The following is a 19,900-nucleotide window of genomic DNA, read 5'->3' as shown; positions in this document are numbered from 1 at the left end:
GCGGGGTGACACCGCGAAAGATTGGCTGTGTTTGCCCTAAATAATGGCGTGGCGGCTCATAGCTTCGCTTGCCGTCATGGAATGGGGCTTGCTACAGAAATGGTGATCATTTAATCGAAGCGATCCAATGGACTCGACAGACAAAAACCCGCCCCAGCCCGAGCAACGACGCCAGGCAGCCGAAAGCCTGTTGAAAAAGCCAGAGACTGAAACGGCGCGCGCGCAAGTGAGCGACATCGAGCGCGCGTCGAGCGGAAAAGAAGCCGGGTTGGGCAATATGCAATCTACGTCGTCGCCCGGTGCAACGTCATACGCGCCCCGCGCAGGCATCGACGGCCCCGCGGACCCCGTGCAGGCGGCTCATCCACGCGGCACCGACCTGCTCAACAACGATGCCACTGATAACACGGTGGACACCGACGGCAAGAGCGCAGAGGCAAAGAAGACCGGCCAAAACATTCAGGCCATTGTGTCGCAGGCCACGCTGGACAACGCTGTCCCCACGCCGGCCCGTGGACTTGGCGGCTTTGACAGCCGCGTCGGTGGCGAATTGCCGCTCATTGCGCTGCGTGATAGCTACGAGCTTGTAGACCATGGCGTTGTAACACCAGTCGAATTGCCACACCCGGCGCTCGAATCGACGTTGACCGACCGGGAGTCGCTTGCCGTCGCGGCCGCAGCGCGCGGCGAATCGTACGCCGCTCATCGGCTTCGGCCCGAGCGCTTGATTGAAATACGCCTGCGTGGCGGCGCAAAGCACTGACGGCAGTTCAAGCCGGGCAGGAACGGTGCTTGCGACACCATACAACATACCGGCCTGCGATTAGGCCGGGCAATCAAACAGGAGAAATCTATGAACAAGGACCAAATCAAAGGCGCAACCCAACAGGTCAAAGGGAAAGCCAACGAGGTCGCCGGGAAGGTGACCGGAAACAAGGCTCATGAACTGAAAGGCGATGTTCAGCAGGCTGTCGGCAAGACACAGCGGACGTGGGGTGATGCGAAGGAACAGGTAAAGAAAGGTTCGTGAGTTGCACATGCCGCGCTGGTGGGCATTGGCCGTCCCTGACTAAGGGGCGTGTGTTCCGAGCGCGGTGTGTTCTGACATCGTGATGCGTGCTCGACACAACAACACAAGAAAGCCGCCGGCGGGGGCGGCTCTATTCGGCTGAAAACCTTGTCTGTGGCGGAAAGGGAGGGATTCGAACCCTCGATACGGGAGAACCGTATACCGGATTTCGAGTCCGGCGCATTCGACCACTCTGCCACCTTTCCTGGGATTTTGACTTCGCTGATCGGGTCGCTGCTCAGCGAAGTCAGATATTATAGACAATCCGTCGAGCAATTCCAAGCGGATTTTCACGCGTCAAGCTTCACCCTATCTGCTCACGCGCCGGGCTCCAGCCGCGCGATGCCGCCCATGTATGGGCGCAACGCCACCGGAATCGTGACCGACCCGTCGGCGTTCTGGCCGTTCTCCAGGATCGCCACCAGTGTGCGGCCGACCGCCAGCCCGGAACCGTTCAACGTATGAACCAGTTCGGGCTTGCCTTGTGCGTGGCGGAACCGCGCCTGCATGCGGCGCGCCTGGAACGCCTCGGTGTTCGAGCACGACGAAATCTCGCGATAAGCATGCTGCGCCGGCAGCCACACCTCGAGATCGTACGTCTTTGCCGCCGAGAACCCCATGTCGCCGGTACACAGCGTGATCACGCGGTACGGCAACTCCAGCCGCTGCAGGATCGTTTCGGCATGTCCCACCATTTCCTCCAGCGCCTGGTATGAGCTGTCCGGCAACGTGATCTGCACCATCTCGACCTTGTCGAACTGATGCTGCCGGATCATGCCGCGCGTATCGCGCCCGTACGCGCCAGCCTCGGACCGAAAGCACGGCGAATGCGCGGTCAGCCGGATCGGCAATCGATCCGCGTCGACGATGCTGTCGCGCACCGTGTTGGTCAGCGAGATCTCCGACGTCGAGATCAAGTATTGCGTGACCTTATTGTCGCCCTCCCCTTTCTCGACGCGGAACATGTCGTCGGCGAACTTGGGCAACTGGCCGGTGCCGTATAAGATCTCCGGGTTCACGATGTAGGGGGTATAGCACTCGGTATAGCCATGCATCTGTGTGTGCGTATCGAGCATGAACTGCGCGAGCGCACGATGTAGGCGCGCCGCCTGACCGCACAGCAACGTGAAACGCGCGCCAGCCAGCTTTGCGCCTGCCTCGAAATCAACCCCCAGCGGCACACCGAGGTCCACGTGATCCTTTACCGTAAAATCAAACGTGCGCGGCGTGCCCCAGCGCCGCACCTCGACGTTGCCCGCCTCGTCTGCGCCGACCGGCACGGACTCGTGCGGCAGATTCGGGATGCCAAGCATCAGCTCGGATAATTTCGCCTGGACTTCGTCCAGCTGCAGCGCTGACGCCTTCATCTCGTCGCCGATGCCTGCGACTTGCGCCATCACTGCGGAGGTATCCTCGCCGCGCCCCTTCATCGCGCCGATCTGCTTGGACAGGCTGTTACGGCGCGACTGCAAGTCCTCGGTGTGCGTTTGGAGCCGACGGCGTTCGGATTCGAGCGCCTGAAACGCAGCGACGTCCAATGTGTAGCCGCGATCGGCCAACCGTTGGGCAACCGCGTCGATGTCCTTGCGGAGCAGCGTGATGTCGAGCATGGGGAGCTTTGCAATACGTTGGATGAACTGCAGATTTTACCTTACCGACAGCGCGGATCGCGGCAGCCTAGAGACCAAGTGGCAGTGTGTCCCCATGCCTTGGTGCCTTGGTGCCTTGGTGTCGTAATGCCGTAGTGCCGTAGTGCCGCAGCGTGTAGCGCCTGCAGCCAGGCACACGCTCAACCTTCCCCGTGCTTATGCTCGCGGCGCCACGCCTGGTCCAGCCCACGCAGGCGCTCTAGCTTTTCGCCGATCTTCTGCTCCAGTCCGCGCGGCACAGGCGTATACCAGCCGGGCTCGCGCATGCCGTCCGGCAAGTATGTCTCACCCGCCGCATAAGCGTCGGGCTCGTCATGCGCGTAGCGGTATGCATGGCCATAACCGAGCTCCTTCATCAGCTTGGTCGGCGCGTTGCGCAGATGCACCGGCACCGCCCGCGACCTGTCCTGCGAGACGAACCGCCGAGCCGCGTTATATGCGTTGTAGCCGGCATTCGACTTCGGCGCGACGGCCAAATACAGCACCGCCTGCGCGAGGGCAAGCTCCCCTTCGGGGGTACCCAGCCGCTCGTACGTTTCCGACGCATCCAGCGCAATGCGCGCGGCGCGGGGATCGGCCAGCCCGATATCTTCCCAGGCCATGCGCACGATGCGACGCGCAAGGTAACGCGGATCGGCACCTGCGTCGAGCATCCGGCACAGCCAATACAATGCACCGTCGGGGTGGCTGCCCCGCACCGATTTGTGCAATGCACTGATTTGGTCGTAGAACGCATCGCCGCCTTTGTCAAAGCGGCGCAGATTGTCGGCCAACGCCGAGCCAAGCAGTGTATCGTCGATCGATGTGGTCTTCGCACGGTGCGCGGCGCGTGCAACGATTTCGACGTTATTGAGCAACTTGCGTCCGTCGCCATCGGCAGAGCCAATCAGCGCGTCGCGTGCGCTGTCCGTGATGGTCAACCCGCCGCCCAATTCGGCGAACGCGCGCTCGAGCAATGCACGCTGCTCATCATCGTCCAGGCTCTTGAGGACATAGACCGCCGCACGGGACAACAAGGCGCTGTTGACCTCAAACGATGGATTTTCGGTCGTGGCGCCGACGAATACGAACAAGCCGGACTCTACATGCGGCAGGAAGGCATCCTGCTGGCTCTTGTTGAAGCGATGGACTTCGTCGACAAACACCAATGTCTGCCGCCCGCGCGCGCGATGGGCCTGTGCCAGATCGACCGCCTCGCGGATATCCTTGACGCCGGAGAGCACGGCGGACAGCGCAATGAATTCGGCGTGAAATGCGGCGGCCATCAAGCGCGCCAACGTCGTCTTACCCACGCCAGGCGGCCCCCACAGAATCATCGAATGCGGCTCGCCGGACTCAAACGCCACTCGCAACGGCTTGTTTTCGCCAAGCAAGTGGCGCTGGCCAATCACTTCGTCGATTGTCTTCGGGCGCAGCCGTTCCGCCAGCGGAATGGCGGTGCGGGTATCTTCGAACATGGACTTAGCGTATCACTTCACAACATCGTGCATGCATTATGACAGCCGCCGATGCGCCCGTGCGAACACGCCCGCCACAAGCTGCCTCATGGCGGACGCAGCAATCGCCGCGCTCATGCGCATCGGCACACGACATTCGACCCGTTGATCAATGACACGATGTCAGCGTGTCGCGCGACACCGCGGATCTGCCAGGCGCCGGTCAGCCATTGATCACATCGGCACCCTTTGGCACCGCAAACTTGAATGTATCGGCGGGCAGCGCCGGATTCTTGTGGATGCTCGAGAACGTGAGCAGCGTCACATTGCCGAATACGTCATGCAGTTCCATCGCCTCGAGGTTGCCGTCGCGAAAACCGATGCCGACACGCTCGAACTGCGTATCCTTCGATTTCGGGATCAACTCGAGCCAGTCGATGCCTTGTTTGACGCCCGCATCGCGCAGCGTAAAGTTCTTTTCCAGGTCGTTGCTGCCAAACAGGATGGCGGCCGGGCTGGCGCCCAGCGCGCCACTGAGCGCCCGCACGGTCACCTGATTTAGATCCTTGTCCCAGACGTACAGCTTGTCGCCGTCAGACTGCAGCAACTGTTCATACGGTTTCTGGTACGCCCACACGAACCTGCCCGGCCGCGCAAACCGGAATGTGCCGCTCGACGTGGCCATCGACGTGCGTGCCGCCTGGCCCTGTGCCTGTGACGCACTACCGCCGGCCGCCTTGACCTGGTGCTGGACGAACTCGCCATCGGCAGAACGCACCTGTGCCACGAACGCCTTCAATTGCGCCGTGCCGCTCGCCTGCGCGGACGGTACGGCGGCCAAGGCAATCAATGCGCCTGTCGCCACGACCCGCGTAGCGCGAAAAAGCGATCCCATCATCAAAGCGTTTCCTGTGTTGATTTCATGCGCTCAGTCATCGCCGCCGCGCGCCGGCACCCGTATTTCGCGATTGCCGTTGGATGCCATCGCCGAGACCAGCCCCGACTGCTCCATCTGTTCAAGCAGCCGTGCAGCGCGGTTGTAACCGATACGCAAGTGACGCTGCACCAGCGAGATCGACGCGCGGCGCTGCTTAAGCACGACTTCGACAGCCTGGTCGTACAACGGATCGGACTCGCCATCCGCATTGCCGGTTCCCGCGCCGCCTGCTTCGTCGCCTTCGCCAGCCAGGCCCCCTTCCAGAATGCCGTCGATGTAGTTCGGCTCACCTTGCTCCTTGAGCTTCTCGACGACACGATGAACCTCATCGTCGGACACGAACGCGCCATGGACGCGGACCGGCAGGCCGGTGCCCGGCGGCAGGTACAACATGTCGCCTTGGCCGAGCAGCGACTCGGCGCCCATCTGGTCGAGGATCGTGCGGGAATCGATCTTGGACGATACTTGAAACGCAATGCGCGTGGGCACATTCGCCTTGATCAACCCAGTGATCACATCGACCGATGGCCGCTGCGTCGCGAGCACGAGATGGATACCGGCCGCCCGCGCCTTCTGTGCGATACGCGCGATCAGCTCCTCCACCTTCTTGCCGACGACCATCATCAAGTCGGCCAACTCGTCGATGATCACCACGATGAACGGCAGCTTCTCGAGCGGCTCCGGTGCATCGGGCGTCAGGCTGAACGGATTCGGAATCTTCTCGTCGCGCTTGGCTGCGTCGTCGATCTTACTGTTGTAGCCGGCCAGATTGCGCACACCAAGCTTGCTCATCAACTTGTAGCGCCGTTCCATTTCACCGACTGCCCAGTTCAGCGCGTGACCAGCCTGCCGCATGTCGGTGACGACCGGACACAGCAGGTGCGGGATACCCTCATAGACCGACAACTCAAGCATCTTCGGGTCGATCATGATGAGGCGGACCTGCTCCGCGCTGGCTTTGTACAGCAGCGACAGGATCATCGCGTTGATGCCGACCGATTTACCCGAGCCAGTCGTGCCGGCCACCAGCAGGTGCGGCATCTTGGCCAGGTCCGCACATATCGGATTGCCACCGATGTCCTTGCCCAGTCCCATCGTAAGCAGTGACGGTGCATTCGCATAGACCTCGGAGCCCAGAATTTCCGTCAGCCGCACGGTCTGGCGGCGCTGATTGGGCAATTCCAGGCCCATGTAGTTCTTGCCGGGAATTGTCTCGACCACGCGGATCGACACGAGCGACAGCGAGCGCGCGAGGTCCTTCGCGAGGTTAACCACTTGGCTGCCTTTGACCCCGGTCGCCGGCTCGATTTCGTAGCGGGTGACCACCGGGCCGGGATAGGCGGCCACCACGCTGACCTCGACGCCGAAGTCCTTCAGCTTCTTTTCGATCAGTCGTGACGTAAACTCGAGCGTGTCGGCCGATACGGTTTCCCGCGTGGCCGGCGGCGCGTCGAGCAGTGTAAGCGGCGGCAACGTGCTGTCGCCCGGCAGGTCCTGGAACAGCGGCACCTGCTTTTCCTTTTCGATGCGCTCGGACTTGGTCGGCGTCACCACGGCCGGCACGATCGTCACCGGCTCGTGCTCCTCGAGCCGCACCCGACTGCGCTCGACCTTGCCCTCGCGCTTGACCGCTGCTTGCTGGCCAGCCTTGCGGTCGCGCTTCTCGTCGCGCCGCAACTGCGCGATCATCACCGCGTTGATGATCGCATCGCCGACGCGCTCGGCCACCGACAGCCACGAAAAGCGGAAAAACAACGACAGGCCGATCGCCAGCGCGAGCAGCAACGCCAGCGTGCCGCCGGTGAATCCGAGCGCGTGCTGCACGCCGTGGGCCACCGCGTCGCCGACGATGCCGCCGGGCGCCCGGGGCAACTGAGCCTTGAGCGACCACATCCGCAATGCCTCCAGGCCGTCGCTGGCCACGAGCACGAGCGCGAACGACAGCATCTCGGCCAACCAGCCGCCTTCGCGCGGCGCAGTCGGCTCGTCCAGTGCGTCGTGACGCGTGATGCGCCGGTAATTGTCGGCGATACGCCGCCCCAGCAGCACGATCCACCAATAGGCGGACAAACCGAACAGTAGCAACAGGATGTCGGATGTCCACGCACCGACACGGCCACCCCAGTTCGCGATCTGGTCGACCTGCACAGCATGCGTCCAGCTCGGGTCACGCCGGCTGTAGCTGACCAGCGCCATTAGCAGGAACAGGCCGAGCGCGACCTGCAGCAGCCAGCGGATCTCGCTTAGCAAACGCGACAGACGATGCGGTAAAGCTTGTGCCCCGGGAGAATACGTGGATTTCGCCATTGAATCGACAAGAGAGCGGCATGCGACCGCCGGAGTTCGAGCGCCTTCATTGTAAACGGTCGGACCGGCGCGCCACGCAACAAGTTGTAAGACCGGTGTTGCAAGCGCGCACCAGCGTGCCGAGTGAGGTGCCCAAACGCCGCCGAACGTCGGGGCATCGCACCGATGTTCGGCGGCAGCGTAGCACGCCGTTGGGTGGTGAAGCATCACGCCGATGGATGGCGGGGCATCGAGCCGAATGGGCGGCGGCGCTATCACGTCGATGGTCGCGGGGCATCGAGCCGAATGGGCGGCGGCGCTATCACGTCGATGGGTCGCGGGGCATCACGCCGATGGGCGTCGGCCTACCACACCGATGCAAAAGCGCAATCAGGCCAATGCCGGCCAGCCCCTTTATAATGGTGAACTTGACATCACCTACGCATTGCCGCGCGGTGCGGCTGTGCGCACCGCCGTCCTACAAGGATCGACCGCCATGTCCGAACGCAAGCACGCGAAAGTCCTGATTCTCGGCTCCGGCCCGGCCGGCTACAGCGCCGCCGTCTACGCGGCGCGCGCCAATCTGTCGCCGATGCTGATCACCGGCCTCGCACAAGGCGGGCAGCTGATGACGACCACCGACGTCGAGAACTGGCCCGGCGACCCGAACGGCGTACAGGGTCCAGAATTGATGCAGCGGCTGCTCGACCACGCGCAGCGCTTCAACACCGAAATCGTGTTCGATCACATCCATACCGCGAAGCTCAACGAGCGGCCGCTGCGGCTGATCGGCGACTCCGGCGAGTACACGTGCGATGCACTAATCATCGCAACTGGCGCGTCGGCCCAATACCTGGGCCTGCCGTCGGAGCAACAGTTCATGGGCAAGGGCGTGTCCGCATGCGCGACCTGCGATGGTTTCTTCTACCGAAATCAGGACGTCGCGGTGATCGGCGGCGGCAACACCGCCGTCGAGGAAGCGCTGTACCTGTCAGGCATCGCGAAGAAAGTCACGGTAATCCACCGTCGCGACAAGTTCCGCGCCGAGCCGATCCTAATCGATCGACTGCTCGCGAAGGAGCAGGAAGGCATTGTCCAGATCAAGTGGAACCACGTGCTCGATGAAGTCCTCGGCGACGATTCGGGCGTGACCGGCCTGCGCATTAAGCATACGAAGACTGGCGAGACCACCGACCTGTCGGTGCACGGCCTGTTCGTGGCGATCGGCCACAAGCCGAATACCGACATCTTTGAAGGCCAATTGGAAATGCGCAACGGCTACATCGTCACGAACGCCGGCCTGAACGGCAATGCGACCGCCACGTCGATCGCCGGCGTGTTCGCCGCGGGCGACGTGCAGGACCACATCTATCGGCAGGCGATCACCAGCGCGGGCACCGGATGCATGGCCGCGCTGGACGCACAGCGTTATCTGGAAAGCATCCATGAGACGGCCGCGCCACACGTGATGAGCCACGAAGTGGACCGCTGAGCGTCGCGCGATACCATCGCAGCGATAGCATCGAGTCGAGGGCGACCATGCCGAAGGACAAAGCCCATCCGAATGACCGCGTGCGGGCGCGGCCAACACCTGCTGCCCCGTCCACCATCGTAGGAGCCGCGCCTGACGCGGCGATATCCGCGCCGATCCCTGCCAGCCCTGTCGCCGGCATGCGCCTATCCAGTCTGGCGTCGCTCGGCGCGCTGCGCGACAGGCTCAAAAGCGACGCCACAGCCCGCGAGCAGGCGCATCGCCACGCCGAGCGCGAGCAGCGCGCCGCGCAAGCGGCCGCCACCGAATTTCGCCGCGAGATTGGCGACATCACGCCGCTCAAGCCCTCCGGCCGCGCGCCGCTGCCCCGCGTGCAGCCACCCCCCGTGCCGCTGCAAACGCAGCGCGACGAGCAGGCCGTGCTCGATGAGGCACTGTCCGACGAATTCGATCCGGAAACGCTGCTCGACGTCGATGAATCGCTGTCTTATTGCCGGCCGGGTGTGGCAGCCGACGTCGTGCGCAAGCTGCGCAGCGGCGCGTGGGTCGTGCAGGCGCAAATCGACCTGCACGGACTGCGCCGCGATGAGGCACGCGAAGCCCTGGCGGATTTCCTACGCGCGTCGCTCAAGCGGGGGCTGCGCTGCGTGCGCGTGATCCACGGCAAGGGCTTGGGCTCGATCGGCAAGGAACCGGTGCTCAAGGGCAAAGTACGCAGTTGGCTAGCACAAAAGGCCGAAGTGATTGCCTTCTGCCAGACCCGGGCGCACGACGGCGGAGCCGGTGCCGTACTTGTGCTGCTGCAGCCGGAGCCGCGTGACTGAGGCAGGCTGCGTCGCATGCACATCGCCGCCTTCGCCGGTGTTGGCCTTGCTGCCGATGCGGCTCATCGCGATTGCCAGCGTCGCATGCAGCGCGAGCGATGTGAATCAGACGGCTGCCTCGTTCTCTTCTCCGGTGCGTATCCGAATCACCCGTTCGATGTCAGCAACGAAGATTTTTCCATCGCCGATCTTGCCGGTACGCGCGGCGCCGATGATCGCGTCGAGCGTCTGGTCGACCTGATCGTTAGCGACCACGACGTCGATCTTGATCTTCGGCAGGAAGTCGACCACGTACTCTGCACCGCGATAGAGTTCGGTATGCCCCTTTTGCCGGCCAAAGCCCTTGACCTCGGTCACGGTCAATCCGGTCAGGCCCACCTCCGCGAGCGCCTCGCGCACCTCGTCGAGCTTGAAGGGCTTGATGATTGCAGTGATACGCTTCATGGTGTGCCTCGCCTGTTCGATTGAAATGGAATGAAGCTATTCTAACCAGCGCGCGGAGCGCGAGCGCGTGCGCGACCCCACCGGCCAGGGCACCGCGCCGCACACCGTTGCGGTGCAGCGCCGTTGCCGCGCATGCTCAAGAGGCCTCGCTAAAATGTGATGTGATCGGATAGCGCCAATCCCGGCCGAATGCGCGGTGCGTAACACGGATCCCGATCGGCGCCTGACGCCGCTTGTATTCGTTGATCTTAATCAGCCGCGCAACTCGCTGGACATCGTCGCGAGCATAGCCGGCCGCGACGATCTCAGCCAACGACCGGTCTTCCTCCATGTACATCCGCATGATCGCATCCAGCACTTCGTACGGCGGCAAGCTGTCCCGGTCGGTCTGGTTCTCGCGCAGCTCGGCCGACGGCGCCCGGGTTAGGATCCGTTCCGGGATGATGTCGCGCATGGCAAACGTGGGCGCCGCGTTCCGATAGCGGCACAGCCGATACACCCATGTCTTCGCGATATCCTTGATGACCGCAAAGCCCCCCGCCATGTCCCCGTACAATGTGCAATAGCCCACGGCCATCTCACTCTTGTTGCCGGTGGTCAGGACGATCGAGCCGAATTTGTTCGACAGCGCCATGAGCAGCGTACCGCGAATGCGGGCCTGAATGTTTTCTTCGGTGGCATCTTCGGACAAGCCGGCAAACTCCGCGGCCAGCGATGCGCGGAACGCGTCGAACATCGGACCAATCGCAATTTCATCGTAGCGCACGCCGACACGCCGCGCCATCTCCGCTGCATCGGACGTGGACATCTGCGCGGTATAGCGGGACGGCATCATGACCGCACGCACGCGCTCGGCACCCAATGCGTCGCACGCAACAGCCAGTACCAGCGCGGAATCCACGCCGCCGGACAACCCAATGATCGCGCCCGGAAATCCATTCTTGTTCACGTAATCGCGCACGCCGAGCATCAGCGCGGCATAGACCTGCGCCTCGACGCATTCGCGCGGCGCGATCTCGCCACGCTGCGCCTGTGCGCCGTCGAACTCGACAATTGCCGTCTGCTCGACAAATTGCGGCAGGCGTGCCACTAGCTCGCCCTGCGCGTCGAGCACGAACGAGCCCCCGTCGAACACAAGCTCGTCCTGTGCACCGACCAGGTTCAAGTAGACGGCCGACATGCCGGTCTCGCGAATGCGCTCGCGCAGGATATCGACGCGCACATCCTCTTTGTTCATGTGATACGGCGAGCCATTCGGTACGAGCAGCACCTGGGCGCCCGCCGCCTTCGCCAACAACGCGGCCGATGGATGCCACACGTCCTCGCAGATGACGACGCCGAATTTCACGCCCCCCAGCTCGAACACGAACGGTTGCGGATTCGATGCGAAATACCGCTTTTCGTCGAACACCTCGGTATTGGGTAGTTCTTGCTTGAGGTATGTCCCCGCAATCTGGCCATCGACCAACAGCGACGCCGCGTTGAACGTGTCCACCGGCGATACGCCGCGCTCGATCGGCCTGTTTGGATTAACATCGCCTGTCAGCGCGCTGCGAAACGGATGGCCGACCAACACGCGTAGTCCGGCAAAGCGCGCGAGCTGAGCGGCCAACTCGCTGAGCGCCGCATGGCTTGCCGTGTAAAACGCCGGCCGCAGCAGCAGGTCTTCGGGTGGATAGCCGGACAACGCCAGTTCTGGTGTGATCATCAGCGACGCGCCGGCATCGTGGGCGGTTTGTGCGGCGGCGACGATTTTCGCAATATTGCCGGCAAAGTCGCCGACGGTCACATTGATCTGGGCAAGAGCGATTTTCATGGAAGAACGATGAACGAGTTGGCTTCACAGCGCATGAATGATTATCGCACGCGGATTTTGAACTCCCCGGCCGAGGTCGACGCTTCGCAATGGAACACGCTACTCGCGCAGCAAGCGCGGCCCACGCCGTTCTTGCGGCACGAATTCCTCAACGCGTTGCAGGCCACGCGGTGCGCGATTGTGGAAACCGGCTGGTCCGCGCAGTTCATCACACTGTGGCGGGATGCCCACGACGCAAACGGACGCGCGCGCGAAGTGCTCGCGGCGGCGGCACCGCTCTATATGAAGCAACACAGCTACGGCGAGTACGTGTTCGACTGGGCGTGGGCCGATGCATACCAGCGTCATGGATTACGCTACTACCCGAAGCTGCTATGCGCAGTACCCTTTACGCCGGTGCAGGGCACGCGGCTAATGGCGGAGGGTGACGAATCACGCCGCCGCTTGGCCGCCACGCTTGTCTCTGTGGCTAAACACGCCAACGTGTCATCGTTGCACGTACTTTATCCGGAGCCCGGAGACGCCGAACTACTCGTAGAAGCGGGGATGCTGCTGCGCGAAGGCATGCAGTTCCATTGGCTGAACCGCGGGTATCGTCATTTCGAGGACTTTTTATCCACGCTCGAACACAAGAAACGCAAGAACATCCGCGCCGAACGACGCAAAGTGCGTAACGCCGGTGTCACGCTACGCCGAGTGCCAGGCGAAGCCATCACCGCAAAGGAATGGGCGTTTTTCTCGCGCTGCTACCGTCAGACTTATCGCGAACATCATTCGAGCCCCTACCTGAACCTGGATTTTTTCCGAATGATCGGCGCAACCATGCCGGAAAACCTGTTGCTCGTGATCGCCGAGCGCGCCGGTGCGCCGATTGCCAGTTCGCTGCTTGTCTACGAACGCAACGCATTACCATTGCGGGGACAAGGCAAAGGTGTGTTGTATGGACGTTACTGGGGGGCGCTTGAACATGTCCCGTGTCTGCACTTCGAGACCGCGTACTATCAGCCGCTAGAGTTTTGCATCGAGGCGGGCGTCGCCGCATTCGAGGGCGGCGCGCAAGGGGAGCACAAAATGGCTCGCGGCTTCCTGCCCACTCTAACCCACTCGACGCATTGGCTCGCCCACCCGGCTTTCGCGGATGCGGTCGCACGCTTTCTCGACAGCGAGGCCGGCGGCATCCACCGTTATATGGACGAGTTGCGCGAACACGATCCTTTTCGGTGCAGTGCTCAAGCGGCATGCTGACATGGCCTGGCACCTATACTTGATTGAATGCGCGAACGGCAGCATTTACACCGGCATTGCCGTTAATGTACAGGCCCGCTACGCCAAGCATGTCGACGGCACTGGCGCACGTTACACGCGTGCGCACAAACCAGTGCGACTACTAGCCACGTTCATAATGGCCGACCGCTCAACGGCGTGTCGGACCGAATACCGGGTGAAGCGATTACCTGCACACGAGAAACGCGCGCTTGCGCAAGGGCTGCGCGCGCTGCCCGACACGTCATCTGACTCACGCGCCTGCCCTCAAAGAAAGAGGACGCACCATACAGCGCAAAATCGACAATAAGATCACCGAGCATCTCTCCAAGGCGAGCCTGGATGCGGCGAAACTGGTGGCCCAAGGCGCAGCCCTCCTCGAGCCAGCGGATAAGGACAATCCGTCTTTGCAGATGCCAGGAGCGTATCGGCAACGCTGAGCGTGCCGTCGATCCTCCTCACTGATCAACCTATTTTTAACGCAGACATCCGCGCCGGGTTCGCCGTTTCGAGTTGAATGGGGCCCGGTGCGTTGGCCGGACAAATTAAGCGCCCTGCGCTACATCCGACGGCGATTGTTTGCGCAAATAAGACAGTGAATTCACAATATTGATCTTTATCCGCATCGGTCTGTGGCGTAACGTCTGTGCTGGAGAATGCACGGAACAATTGCCATGACTGCCTTTGCAAAACGCGCGGATCCTTGGCGGCAAACCGTCCGCTGTCTCGGCACACGGGTGCGCAAAACTGCCGCAGATTGCCATGTTGCTGCCCCTTTTCCGTCAAAGACGGCTCGCCGTGCTCGTTTGACTCAGCGCAGTAAAGAGACCACTGTGGTATCACTAGACCGGCAACACGCCGACATGGCCGCGGGCAAACCGACCATTCGCATTCTTGACCGGCCTAGCAGCGTGACCGCGATTGTGTACTGGTCCGATGCGGCAACCTGTCATTATGGTTATCAGGGTTGGCGGCTGGCGGGAGCGGAAAAGGACGGCCAATGCGCGCTGAGCGGCCAGCCGGTACGGCGCGGTGATCTCGTGTACCGACCGGCGCAACGCGAGCCGAGCCCCCGCAACGTCGACGCAATGATCCTGGCTAGCGCGATGCCGGAAACGGTCGAAGCCGAGGCTGCCTAGGCAGATCAGATCGGTCCCGCCGGACGGCGCGGTCGCAGCAGCCCTACGCGAACGCGCTACGCCCGCCCAAAATCCGCCGAGTCGGTCCGACCGCGGCGGGTTGTCGTCGCCAGGCGAGCCGGCCAGCGCACGCCGGTACGGCGCGTCGTTTATGGCTTATTGAAGTTCGCGACGCCGTCGGTAATCTCCTTGTGCGCAGCCTCGATACCTTCCCAGCCTTCGACCTTGACCCACTTGCCCTTCTCGAGCGCCTTGTACTGCTCAAAGAAATGCTTGATCTGGTCTTTCAGATAAGCCGGCACGTCGTCGGCCGATTTCAGGTGCGCAGTCATCGGGCAGATCTTGTCAGCCGGCACCGCAATCAGCTTCGCATCCTGGCCGGATTCGTCCGTCATGTTCAGCATGCCCAACGCGCGGCAGCGCACGACTGAACCCGCCAGCAGTGGGAATGGCGTGATCACCAACACATCGACCGGATCGCCATCGCCGGCAAGCGTTTGCGGGACGAACCCGTAGTTGGCCGGATAGCGCATGCCGGTGCCGATGAAACGATCTACGACGAGCAGGCCCAGCTCCTTGTCCGCCTCGTACTTGACCGGGTCGCTTTGCGCCGGAATTTCAATGATGACGTTGAAATCGTGCGGCAGGTCCTTGCCTGGCGGGACGTGATCGAAGCTCATGTCGAATTTCCTGGTAACGATAGAACAAACGGTGGAAGCGAAAACCCGATTATATCAACCGACCTGCTGCGATCGCGTAAGGAGCTCACGCTAGCGGGCGCGGCGGCACAGGACAGCCGTCGCCGGCGCCACGCATACTGCCATCGCCAACCAAGCATACTGCCATCGCTAGCGAGTCAACATGGCGGGTGTGCCAGCAACTGAATGCGGCTGCCGTCAACAGGCGAATACGGACGTCACTGGCAACCCGTGCATACGATCCGCCAACGGCCGAATACGACCGTCGTCGCGGCGCCAGCTAGACGACATTCATCGCCATGGCACTGGCGCGGTAGTGCTCAGCGGCCTGCTGCGCGTTGCCCAACTGCTCATGCAGGCGTGCGAGCGTCCGGTGCGCTCGGATTTTCAGCGGTTCGTTGTCCGCGGCGAGCTTGAGCGCCTGCTCGAGGAATGCTTGTGCCTTGCCCCACAGCTTTTGCTGCAGGCACAAACGTCCCAGCGTAAAGGACAGGTCGGGATCCTCTTGGCGCTCCTTCTGCCAGGCTTCTGCACGCTGGATCAACGGCAACGGATCGTCGTCCGCGCAGTCGGCGTAGCGGCGCAGCAGCCTAGGATCCCAGTGATGCGCGAGCGCCTCCTCGACGATCCTGCGCGCATCGGCCGGGCGGTTCAGCTCGATCAGCAATTCTGCGGCCAAATCCGCGATGCGGGGCGACTGGCGCTCGGCGGCACTCAGCGATTGCCATAGTTGCAGCAGCGCATCGGGGTTGTGACGCTGATCGCGCAGCAGATGCTCAGCGGCGAGTTGCTTCAGGTGCACCGACACCGCCGGGTGGATCGCCTCGCGCTTTTCCAGGGTTTTCACCAGTTTGAGCACTTCCGCCCAGTTCTTTAACTGCTGCTGCGCACGCAACGCGATTTGCAACGCATGGATGCGCCGTCCACCTTGTGCACGCATCTCGGTCAATGCCGCCAACGCCCCGTCGGCATCACGCGCATCCGCGCGCAATTCGGCGCTGGCCATCAACCTCGCCTCTTGCCAATCGTTGCCACTCACCTGCGCCAGCCATTCATCGCGACGTGCAAATTCGCGCATGCGATGTGCGGCGGCTGCACCGATCAGGCCAGCCGGCGCCTTGTTTGCGTCAAATGCACTGGCCTCGCGTGCGGCTTTCTCCGCACGAGAAAAACGACCCGCGTACAAGCTGCCGATCGCCTCACGCAGCGCCTGGTGCGCATTGGCAAGCCGCACGCGTGCCCGGTACGCCGCGACCCGTTCGGGCATTCTCAGCACCGCGCGGATCGAGCGCACGACGATATAGAACACGACGAACGACACGACCAGCGCCGCCACGAACAGGTTCAGTGAGATATCGATCCGATAGGGCGCCCAGACGATCAGCACCTGCCCCGCGCCGTGCGTGCCGACGATCGCCAGCAGCACGGCGGTCGCAAACAGCACCATCAGCCACAAGATTGCTCGAATTGCCATCGTTCAGCCTCGGCTCTTGTTCTGATGGATTGCATTCAGGCTCGCATCCAGGTTCGGCAGCGCGATGTGCGCCGCACCTTTTCGTACCTGATCGAGCGACTCACGCGCGTTGCGCGTGGCCTGGGCCGACGGATCAAAGTACCGCGCGAGCGCCTGCTGCGCGGCCTGCAAGTCCGCATTTGTCAGCTTCTCGTCGCGCGAGAGCAGCGCGATGCGCGCAGACAGCAGCCGCAGCTTTACATTCTCACGCAACAGATAGCCCTGGTCTGGTGCGACCAGCATCGCGTCCGCGTTGTCGATGCGGCGCACCTGCACGAGACCGGTCAGTTGTGCCATCACCCCGGCCGAGAATGTATGCCACCATGCCTTCCAGCGCGGCTCGCCATGGGCGGCGGCCTCCTTCGCCACGTCCGCCGGCGTGCCAGCACGCGGCTTGAGCGGCGCAGCCGGCGCCTCGCCGGCCAACGGCAGGGTATCAACCTGCGCGATCACGTCGTCAAGCTTGATGGCGAGTCCCGCCAGGTCGGCGCTGGGCGCAGCCTTCAGCTTATCGATGTCCTGCGCGATCGCCTTGCGCACCGCGATGACTTGCGCACCTGTCAATGCCGCGAGCCGCGTGTCCGCGCTTTGCAACGCGAACAACGCCAAGCCGACATTGCCAGTTAATTGCAGTTGCTGGCTGGCAGACGAGATTGTCTGCTCGACTTCGGCCAGGGTCCAATCGTCGCGGTCCTTTGCCAAATCCTGCAACGACGCCTGCAGGGTCTGATGCTGCGTCTGCACGTCACCGACCTGGCCGGCGAGTTGGGCCAGCTGCGAATCGAGTTGGCGTACCGCGCTCGCGGCCTCGTTGGCCTTGAGCAGGGTGTCGCGACTTTGCACGTCGCTCGCCTGCTGGCGCACGGCAAGTTGTTGCTGCAGCCGCTCGATCTTGCGTTCGAGCACGTAGCCGCCCGCGCCCGCGCCTGCCAGCACCCCCACCGCGACGATCCAGGCGAGCACCGTGCTGGCTGAGCGGCGGCGACGCTTCGATTCGTACGGAGGGGAAGATGCAGCCGGTGGGACGTTGGCCGCGGCAGGACGCGCCGGTTGCGCCGCGTGTGGGGCCACACCCGGCGCTGGCTGGGAATCTTTAGAATCTGTCATGCGTGATTGAGCCGATTGCGATTGAGTCTTCGAGAAGGACGCTGCTTGAGTGATCGGTGAAAACACCGCTCGCAGTGCGCTGACGATCGCCTGATCGCCCGCGCCGGACACGGTAATCGTATCAAAACCCGATTTGCGCGCCGTTTCGCCGATGCGCGGATGCGGTGTGACAATCGGTGCGCGCTTGAGCGCGACAATCTCGTCGCGATTCAGATGCTCGCGCGCTAACTCTTCCAAGTTGCGCACGCCTTCCGAACTGGTCAATACCCAGGCGTGCGGCTGGTCAGCGAGCAGCGCGTGCACGCGCTGCCACGCGTCAAAGCTCGGCTCGGGCAGCCGTCGCTGGTACGCACCGAGCGTCTGGACGATCGCGCCATGCGCACGCAGCGTATCAGCGAGCAACTCACGGCCGCCGTCGCCGCGCACCAGCAACACATGCCGCCCTTGCAGCGCAGCGAGCCCGTGCGGCGCAAAGGCCGTGGCGAGCGCGCCGATCAACGCCTCGGAATCGTAGCGCGGCGCATCCCCGCTCGCATACGAGTCGGACGAGACCTGCACCGCCGGGGTATCGCCGAGCCGCGGCGGCTCGCCAGTATGGGAAGCGCCCGCGCCGCCGTCCTTGCCGCCATCGTGCACCGGCGCCTGCAGCGCGACGCGCACCGCATCGCCGGGCGCGATGATCCGATGCGTGTGTGGCTGCACGCCATGGCGCGCCAACGCCCGCACCGTGCCCGGACCCACGCCAGCGACCGGTACCGTGGTCGGCCACGAGAAAGCGGGCGGCGGCACGGCGGCGGCCGACGGATGCGCCGACGACGTATCCATTGACGACACATCCGTTGACGACGTATCAGTCGACAATGCATCCGCGGGCGGTACGTCCACCGGGGATGCGCTTTCTGGCGATGCCTTCGGCCGAGCCGCAGCGAGCGCCGCGAATGCGCGATCCACCGCATTCGGCGACACAAATACCGCCAGCGCATAACGCTCGAGGTCGAGCAACCCGTCGACCAGCGGCGCATTGTCCGTCGCGTCGGCAATATCGATCAGCGGAAACTCGAAGCCTTCGAATCCAGCCGCGGCAAGCGCGGTCAGCAGCTCAGCGCTCTGTCCCGCTGGGCGCGTGATCACCACGGTCGGACGTGCCTCGACAGGAGCGCCGGCCTCGCCCGCGGCCGCCGACTGCGACGTAGAAGGAAACGACGCCTGCGTCACGATTGGCCTCCTCCCATCACGCGGTTCCGCCGCGCGACGCGTCAAGCAGTTGCTGCACGATCTGCATCGCGCCCTGCGCTTGCAACTGCTGTACCACGTGCAGGCCGAGTGCCAGCGCACCGGCCGTATCCGTCGGCGCCGCGCTGCCATGCGCGGCCAGCACACGGCTGCCGTCGGGCGTGGCGACCGACGCCCGCAGTTGCAGCACGTCGCCCTGCCACTGCGCATACGCGGCGAGCGGCACCTCGCAGCTGCCGCCGAGCGCGCGCGATACGGCCCGCTCGGCCTCCACGGCCAGCGCCGTGCGCATGTCGCGCAATGGCGCGAGCCACTGGTGCAGATCGGCGCGTGAGGCACGGATTTCGATGCCGAGCGCCCCCTGCCCGGGCGCCGGCAGGCTATCAGCGGGGTCCAGCAGCGTGCGGATCCGCGCTGCGAGGCCAAGCCGCTTGAGCCCGGCGGCCGCGAGGATGATCGCCGCGTAGTCGCCGCGGTCGAGCTTGGCCAGCCGGGTGTCCAGATTGCCGCGCAGCGGCTTGATCACCAGATGCGGATAGCGGCTGCGCAACATCGCCTCGCGGCGCAGGCTCGATGTCCCTACCACAGCGCCTGCCGGCAATTGCGCCAACGAGGTAAATTGCGACGACACGAACGCATCACGCGGGTCTTCCCGTGTGAGGACAACCGGCAGCGCAAAGCCATCGGGCAGCGTCATCGGTACGTCCTTGAGCGAGTGAACCGCCAGGTCCGCGCGGCCATCCGCCAGTGCATTCTCCAATTCCTTGACGAACAATCCCTTGCCGCCCACCTTAGACAGCGCGCGATCCAAAATTTGATCGCCACGGGTGGTCATACCGAGGATCTTCACGTCGCAAGACGGATATAATTTGTGCAGCGCACGGCCCACATGCTCGGCTTGCCACAGCGCAAGCCGGCTCTCACGCGAGGCGATCACCAGCGTCGCGGGCGGTATCGCGCATTGCATCTCGAGACTCAAGTCGACCTCGTACCC

General features: G+C 63.3%; 18 protein-coding genes and 1 tRNA gene. 8 read left to right on the top strand and 11 right to left on the bottom strand.

Annotation, left to right across the window (positions count from 1 at the left end; all coding sequences use genetic code 11):
- The first annotated feature begins 127 nt into the window (after positions 1 to 127).
- Both B0B13_RS15725 and B0B13_RS15720 read left to right on the top strand, forming a co-directional pair.
- Positions 128 to 763: a DUF3005 domain-containing protein gene (locus B0B13_RS15725; RefSeq protein WP_076797036.1), complete on the top strand. Its 636-nt coding sequence runs from the start codon at positions 128 to 130 to the stop codon at positions 761 to 763.
- Positions 764 to 853: 90 nt separating this feature from the next.
- The gene (locus B0B13_RS15720; RefSeq protein WP_076785315.1) at positions 854 to 1,030 is read left to right on the top strand and encodes a CsbD family protein; all 177 of its coding nucleotides are present in this window, start codon (positions 854 to 856) and stop codon (positions 1,028 to 1,030) included.
- Positions 1,031 to 1,184: 154 nt separating this feature from the next.
- On the opposite strand, the gene B0B13_RS15715 is transcribed toward B0B13_RS15720, so the two are convergent.
- The 5 genes from B0B13_RS15715 to B0B13_RS15695 all read right to left on the bottom strand — a co-directional run bounded on the left by B0B13_RS15715 (position 1,185) and on the right by B0B13_RS15695 (position 7,398).
- Positions 1,185 to 1,275, bottom strand: a tRNA-Ser gene (locus B0B13_RS15715).
- A 111-nt stretch (positions 1,276 to 1,386) separates the two neighbouring features.
- The gene (gene serS, locus B0B13_RS15710; RefSeq protein WP_076797035.1) at positions 1,387 to 2,679 is read right to left on the bottom strand and encodes a serine--tRNA ligase; all 1,293 of its coding nucleotides are present in this window, start codon (positions 2,677 to 2,679) and stop codon (positions 1,387 to 1,389) included.
- Positions 2,680 to 2,858: 179 nt separating this feature from the next.
- On the bottom strand, positions 2,859 to 4,175 hold the full coding sequence (locus tag B0B13_RS15705; RefSeq protein WP_076785317.1) for a replication-associated recombination protein A: 1,317 nt from the start codon (positions 4,173 to 4,175) through the stop codon (positions 2,859 to 2,861).
- A gap of 202 nt (positions 4,176 to 4,377) precedes the next feature.
- Positions 4,378 to 5,052: an outer membrane lipoprotein chaperone LolA gene (lolA, locus tag B0B13_RS15700; protein WP_076785318.1), complete on the bottom strand. Its 675-nt coding sequence runs from the start codon at positions 5,050 to 5,052 to the stop codon at positions 4,378 to 4,380.
- Positions 5,053 to 5,082: 30 nt separating this feature from the next.
- Entirely contained in the window at positions 5,083 to 7,398 is a 2,316-nt protein-coding gene (locus tag B0B13_RS15695; protein ID WP_076785319.1) for a DNA translocase FtsK, read from the bottom strand.
- Between the two features lie 475 nt (positions 7,399 to 7,873).
- Here B0B13_RS15695 and trxB point away from each other — a divergent pair, with 475 nt between their 5' ends.
- Both trxB and B0B13_RS15685 read left to right on the top strand, forming a co-directional pair.
- Positions 7,874 to 8,869 (top strand): thioredoxin-disulfide reductase, encoded by a 996-nt coding sequence (gene trxB / locus B0B13_RS15690; protein WP_076787351.1) that lies wholly within the window; start codon positions 7,874 to 7,876, stop codon positions 8,867 to 8,869.
- Between the two features lie 47 nt (positions 8,870 to 8,916).
- Positions 8,917 to 9,693, top strand: coding sequence for a Smr/MutS family protein (locus tag B0B13_RS15685; RefSeq protein WP_076797034.1), 777 nt, complete (start codon positions 8,917 to 8,919; stop codon positions 9,691 to 9,693).
- A 105-nt stretch (positions 9,694 to 9,798) separates the two neighbouring features.
- Here the strand turns inward: B0B13_RS15685 and glnK are convergent, their stop codons facing one another.
- Together glnK and B0B13_RS15675 are read right to left on the bottom strand one after the other, a co-directional pair.
- Positions 9,799 to 10,137 (bottom strand): P-II family nitrogen regulator, encoded by a 339-nt coding sequence (gene glnK, locus B0B13_RS15680; protein WP_076785321.1) that lies wholly within the window; start codon positions 10,135 to 10,137, stop codon positions 9,799 to 9,801.
- A 136-nt stretch (positions 10,138 to 10,273) separates the two neighbouring features.
- Entirely contained in the window at positions 10,274 to 11,953 is a 1,680-nt protein-coding gene (locus tag B0B13_RS15675; RefSeq protein ID WP_076797033.1) for an NAD+ synthase, read from the bottom strand.
- A gap of 9 nt (positions 11,954 to 11,962) precedes the next feature.
- Here B0B13_RS15675 and B0B13_RS15670 point away from each other — a divergent pair, with 9 nt between their 5' ends.
- The 4 genes from B0B13_RS15670 to B0B13_RS15660 all read left to right on the top strand — a co-directional run bounded on the left by B0B13_RS15670 (position 11,963) and on the right by B0B13_RS15660 (position 14,355).
- A complete protein-coding gene (locus B0B13_RS15670) occupies positions 11,963 to 13,198 on the top strand; it encodes a GNAT family N-acetyltransferase (protein ID WP_076785323.1) in 1,236 nt (411 codons plus the stop codon).
- On the top strand, positions 13,092 to 13,526 hold the full coding sequence (locus tag B0B13_RS15665; RefSeq protein WP_306666068.1) for a GIY-YIG nuclease family protein: 435 nt from the start codon (positions 13,092 to 13,094) through the stop codon (positions 13,524 to 13,526). Before B0B13_RS15670 ends, B0B13_RS15665 begins: the two co-directional genes overlap by 107 nt.
- Positions 13,429 to 13,656 (top strand): hypothetical protein, encoded by a 228-nt coding sequence (locus tag B0B13_RS18560; RefSeq protein WP_170872375.1) that lies wholly within the window; start codon positions 13,429 to 13,431, stop codon positions 13,654 to 13,656. Before B0B13_RS15665 ends, B0B13_RS18560 begins: the two co-directional genes overlap by 98 nt.
- A 393-nt stretch (positions 13,657 to 14,049) precedes the next feature.
- Positions 14,050 to 14,355, top strand: a complete 306-nt coding sequence (locus tag B0B13_RS15660; RefSeq protein WP_235090117.1) for a DUF3331 domain-containing protein — start codon at positions 14,050 to 14,052, stop codon at positions 14,353 to 14,355.
- A 149-nt stretch (positions 14,356 to 14,504) separates the two neighbouring features.
- Here the strand turns inward: B0B13_RS15660 and ppa are convergent, their stop codons facing one another.
- From ppa to hemC, 4 genes are all read right to left on the bottom strand, one after another.
- On the bottom strand, positions 14,505 to 15,035 hold the full coding sequence (gene ppa / locus B0B13_RS15655) for an inorganic diphosphatase (protein WP_076797032.1): 531 nt from the start codon (positions 15,033 to 15,035) through the stop codon (positions 14,505 to 14,507).
- Between the two features lie 298 nt (positions 15,036 to 15,333).
- The gene (locus tag B0B13_RS15650) at positions 15,334 to 16,527 is read right to left on the bottom strand and encodes a heme biosynthesis protein HemY (RefSeq protein WP_076797031.1); all 1,194 of its coding nucleotides are present in this window, start codon (positions 16,525 to 16,527) and stop codon (positions 15,334 to 15,336) included.
- Positions 16,528 to 16,530: 3 nt separating this feature from the next.
- Positions 16,531 to 18,888 carry a fused uroporphyrinogen-III synthase HemD/membrane protein HemX gene (gene hemDX / locus B0B13_RS15645; protein ID WP_139337446.1) on the bottom strand — a complete coding sequence of 786 codons (2,358 nt, stop codon included), beginning with the start codon at positions 18,886 to 18,888 and terminating at the stop codon, positions 16,531 to 16,533.
- Between the two features lie 16 nt (positions 18,889 to 18,904).
- Complete coding sequence (gene hemC / locus B0B13_RS15640) at positions 18,905 to 19,873, bottom strand: hydroxymethylbilane synthase (RefSeq protein ID WP_139337138.1); 969 nt, start codon at positions 19,871 to 19,873, stop codon at positions 18,905 to 18,907.
- Between the last annotated feature and the right edge of the window lie 27 nt (positions 19,874 to 19,900).

The organism is Burkholderia sp. b14 (genome assembly GCF_900156195.1).
In the GTDB taxonomy this organism is placed as follows: domain Bacteria; phylum Pseudomonadota; class Gammaproteobacteria; order Burkholderiales; family Burkholderiaceae; genus Mycetohabitans.
The sequence above is the reverse complement of the archived record's forward strand: the minus strand, read 5'-3'. Positions and strand labels throughout refer to the sequence as shown.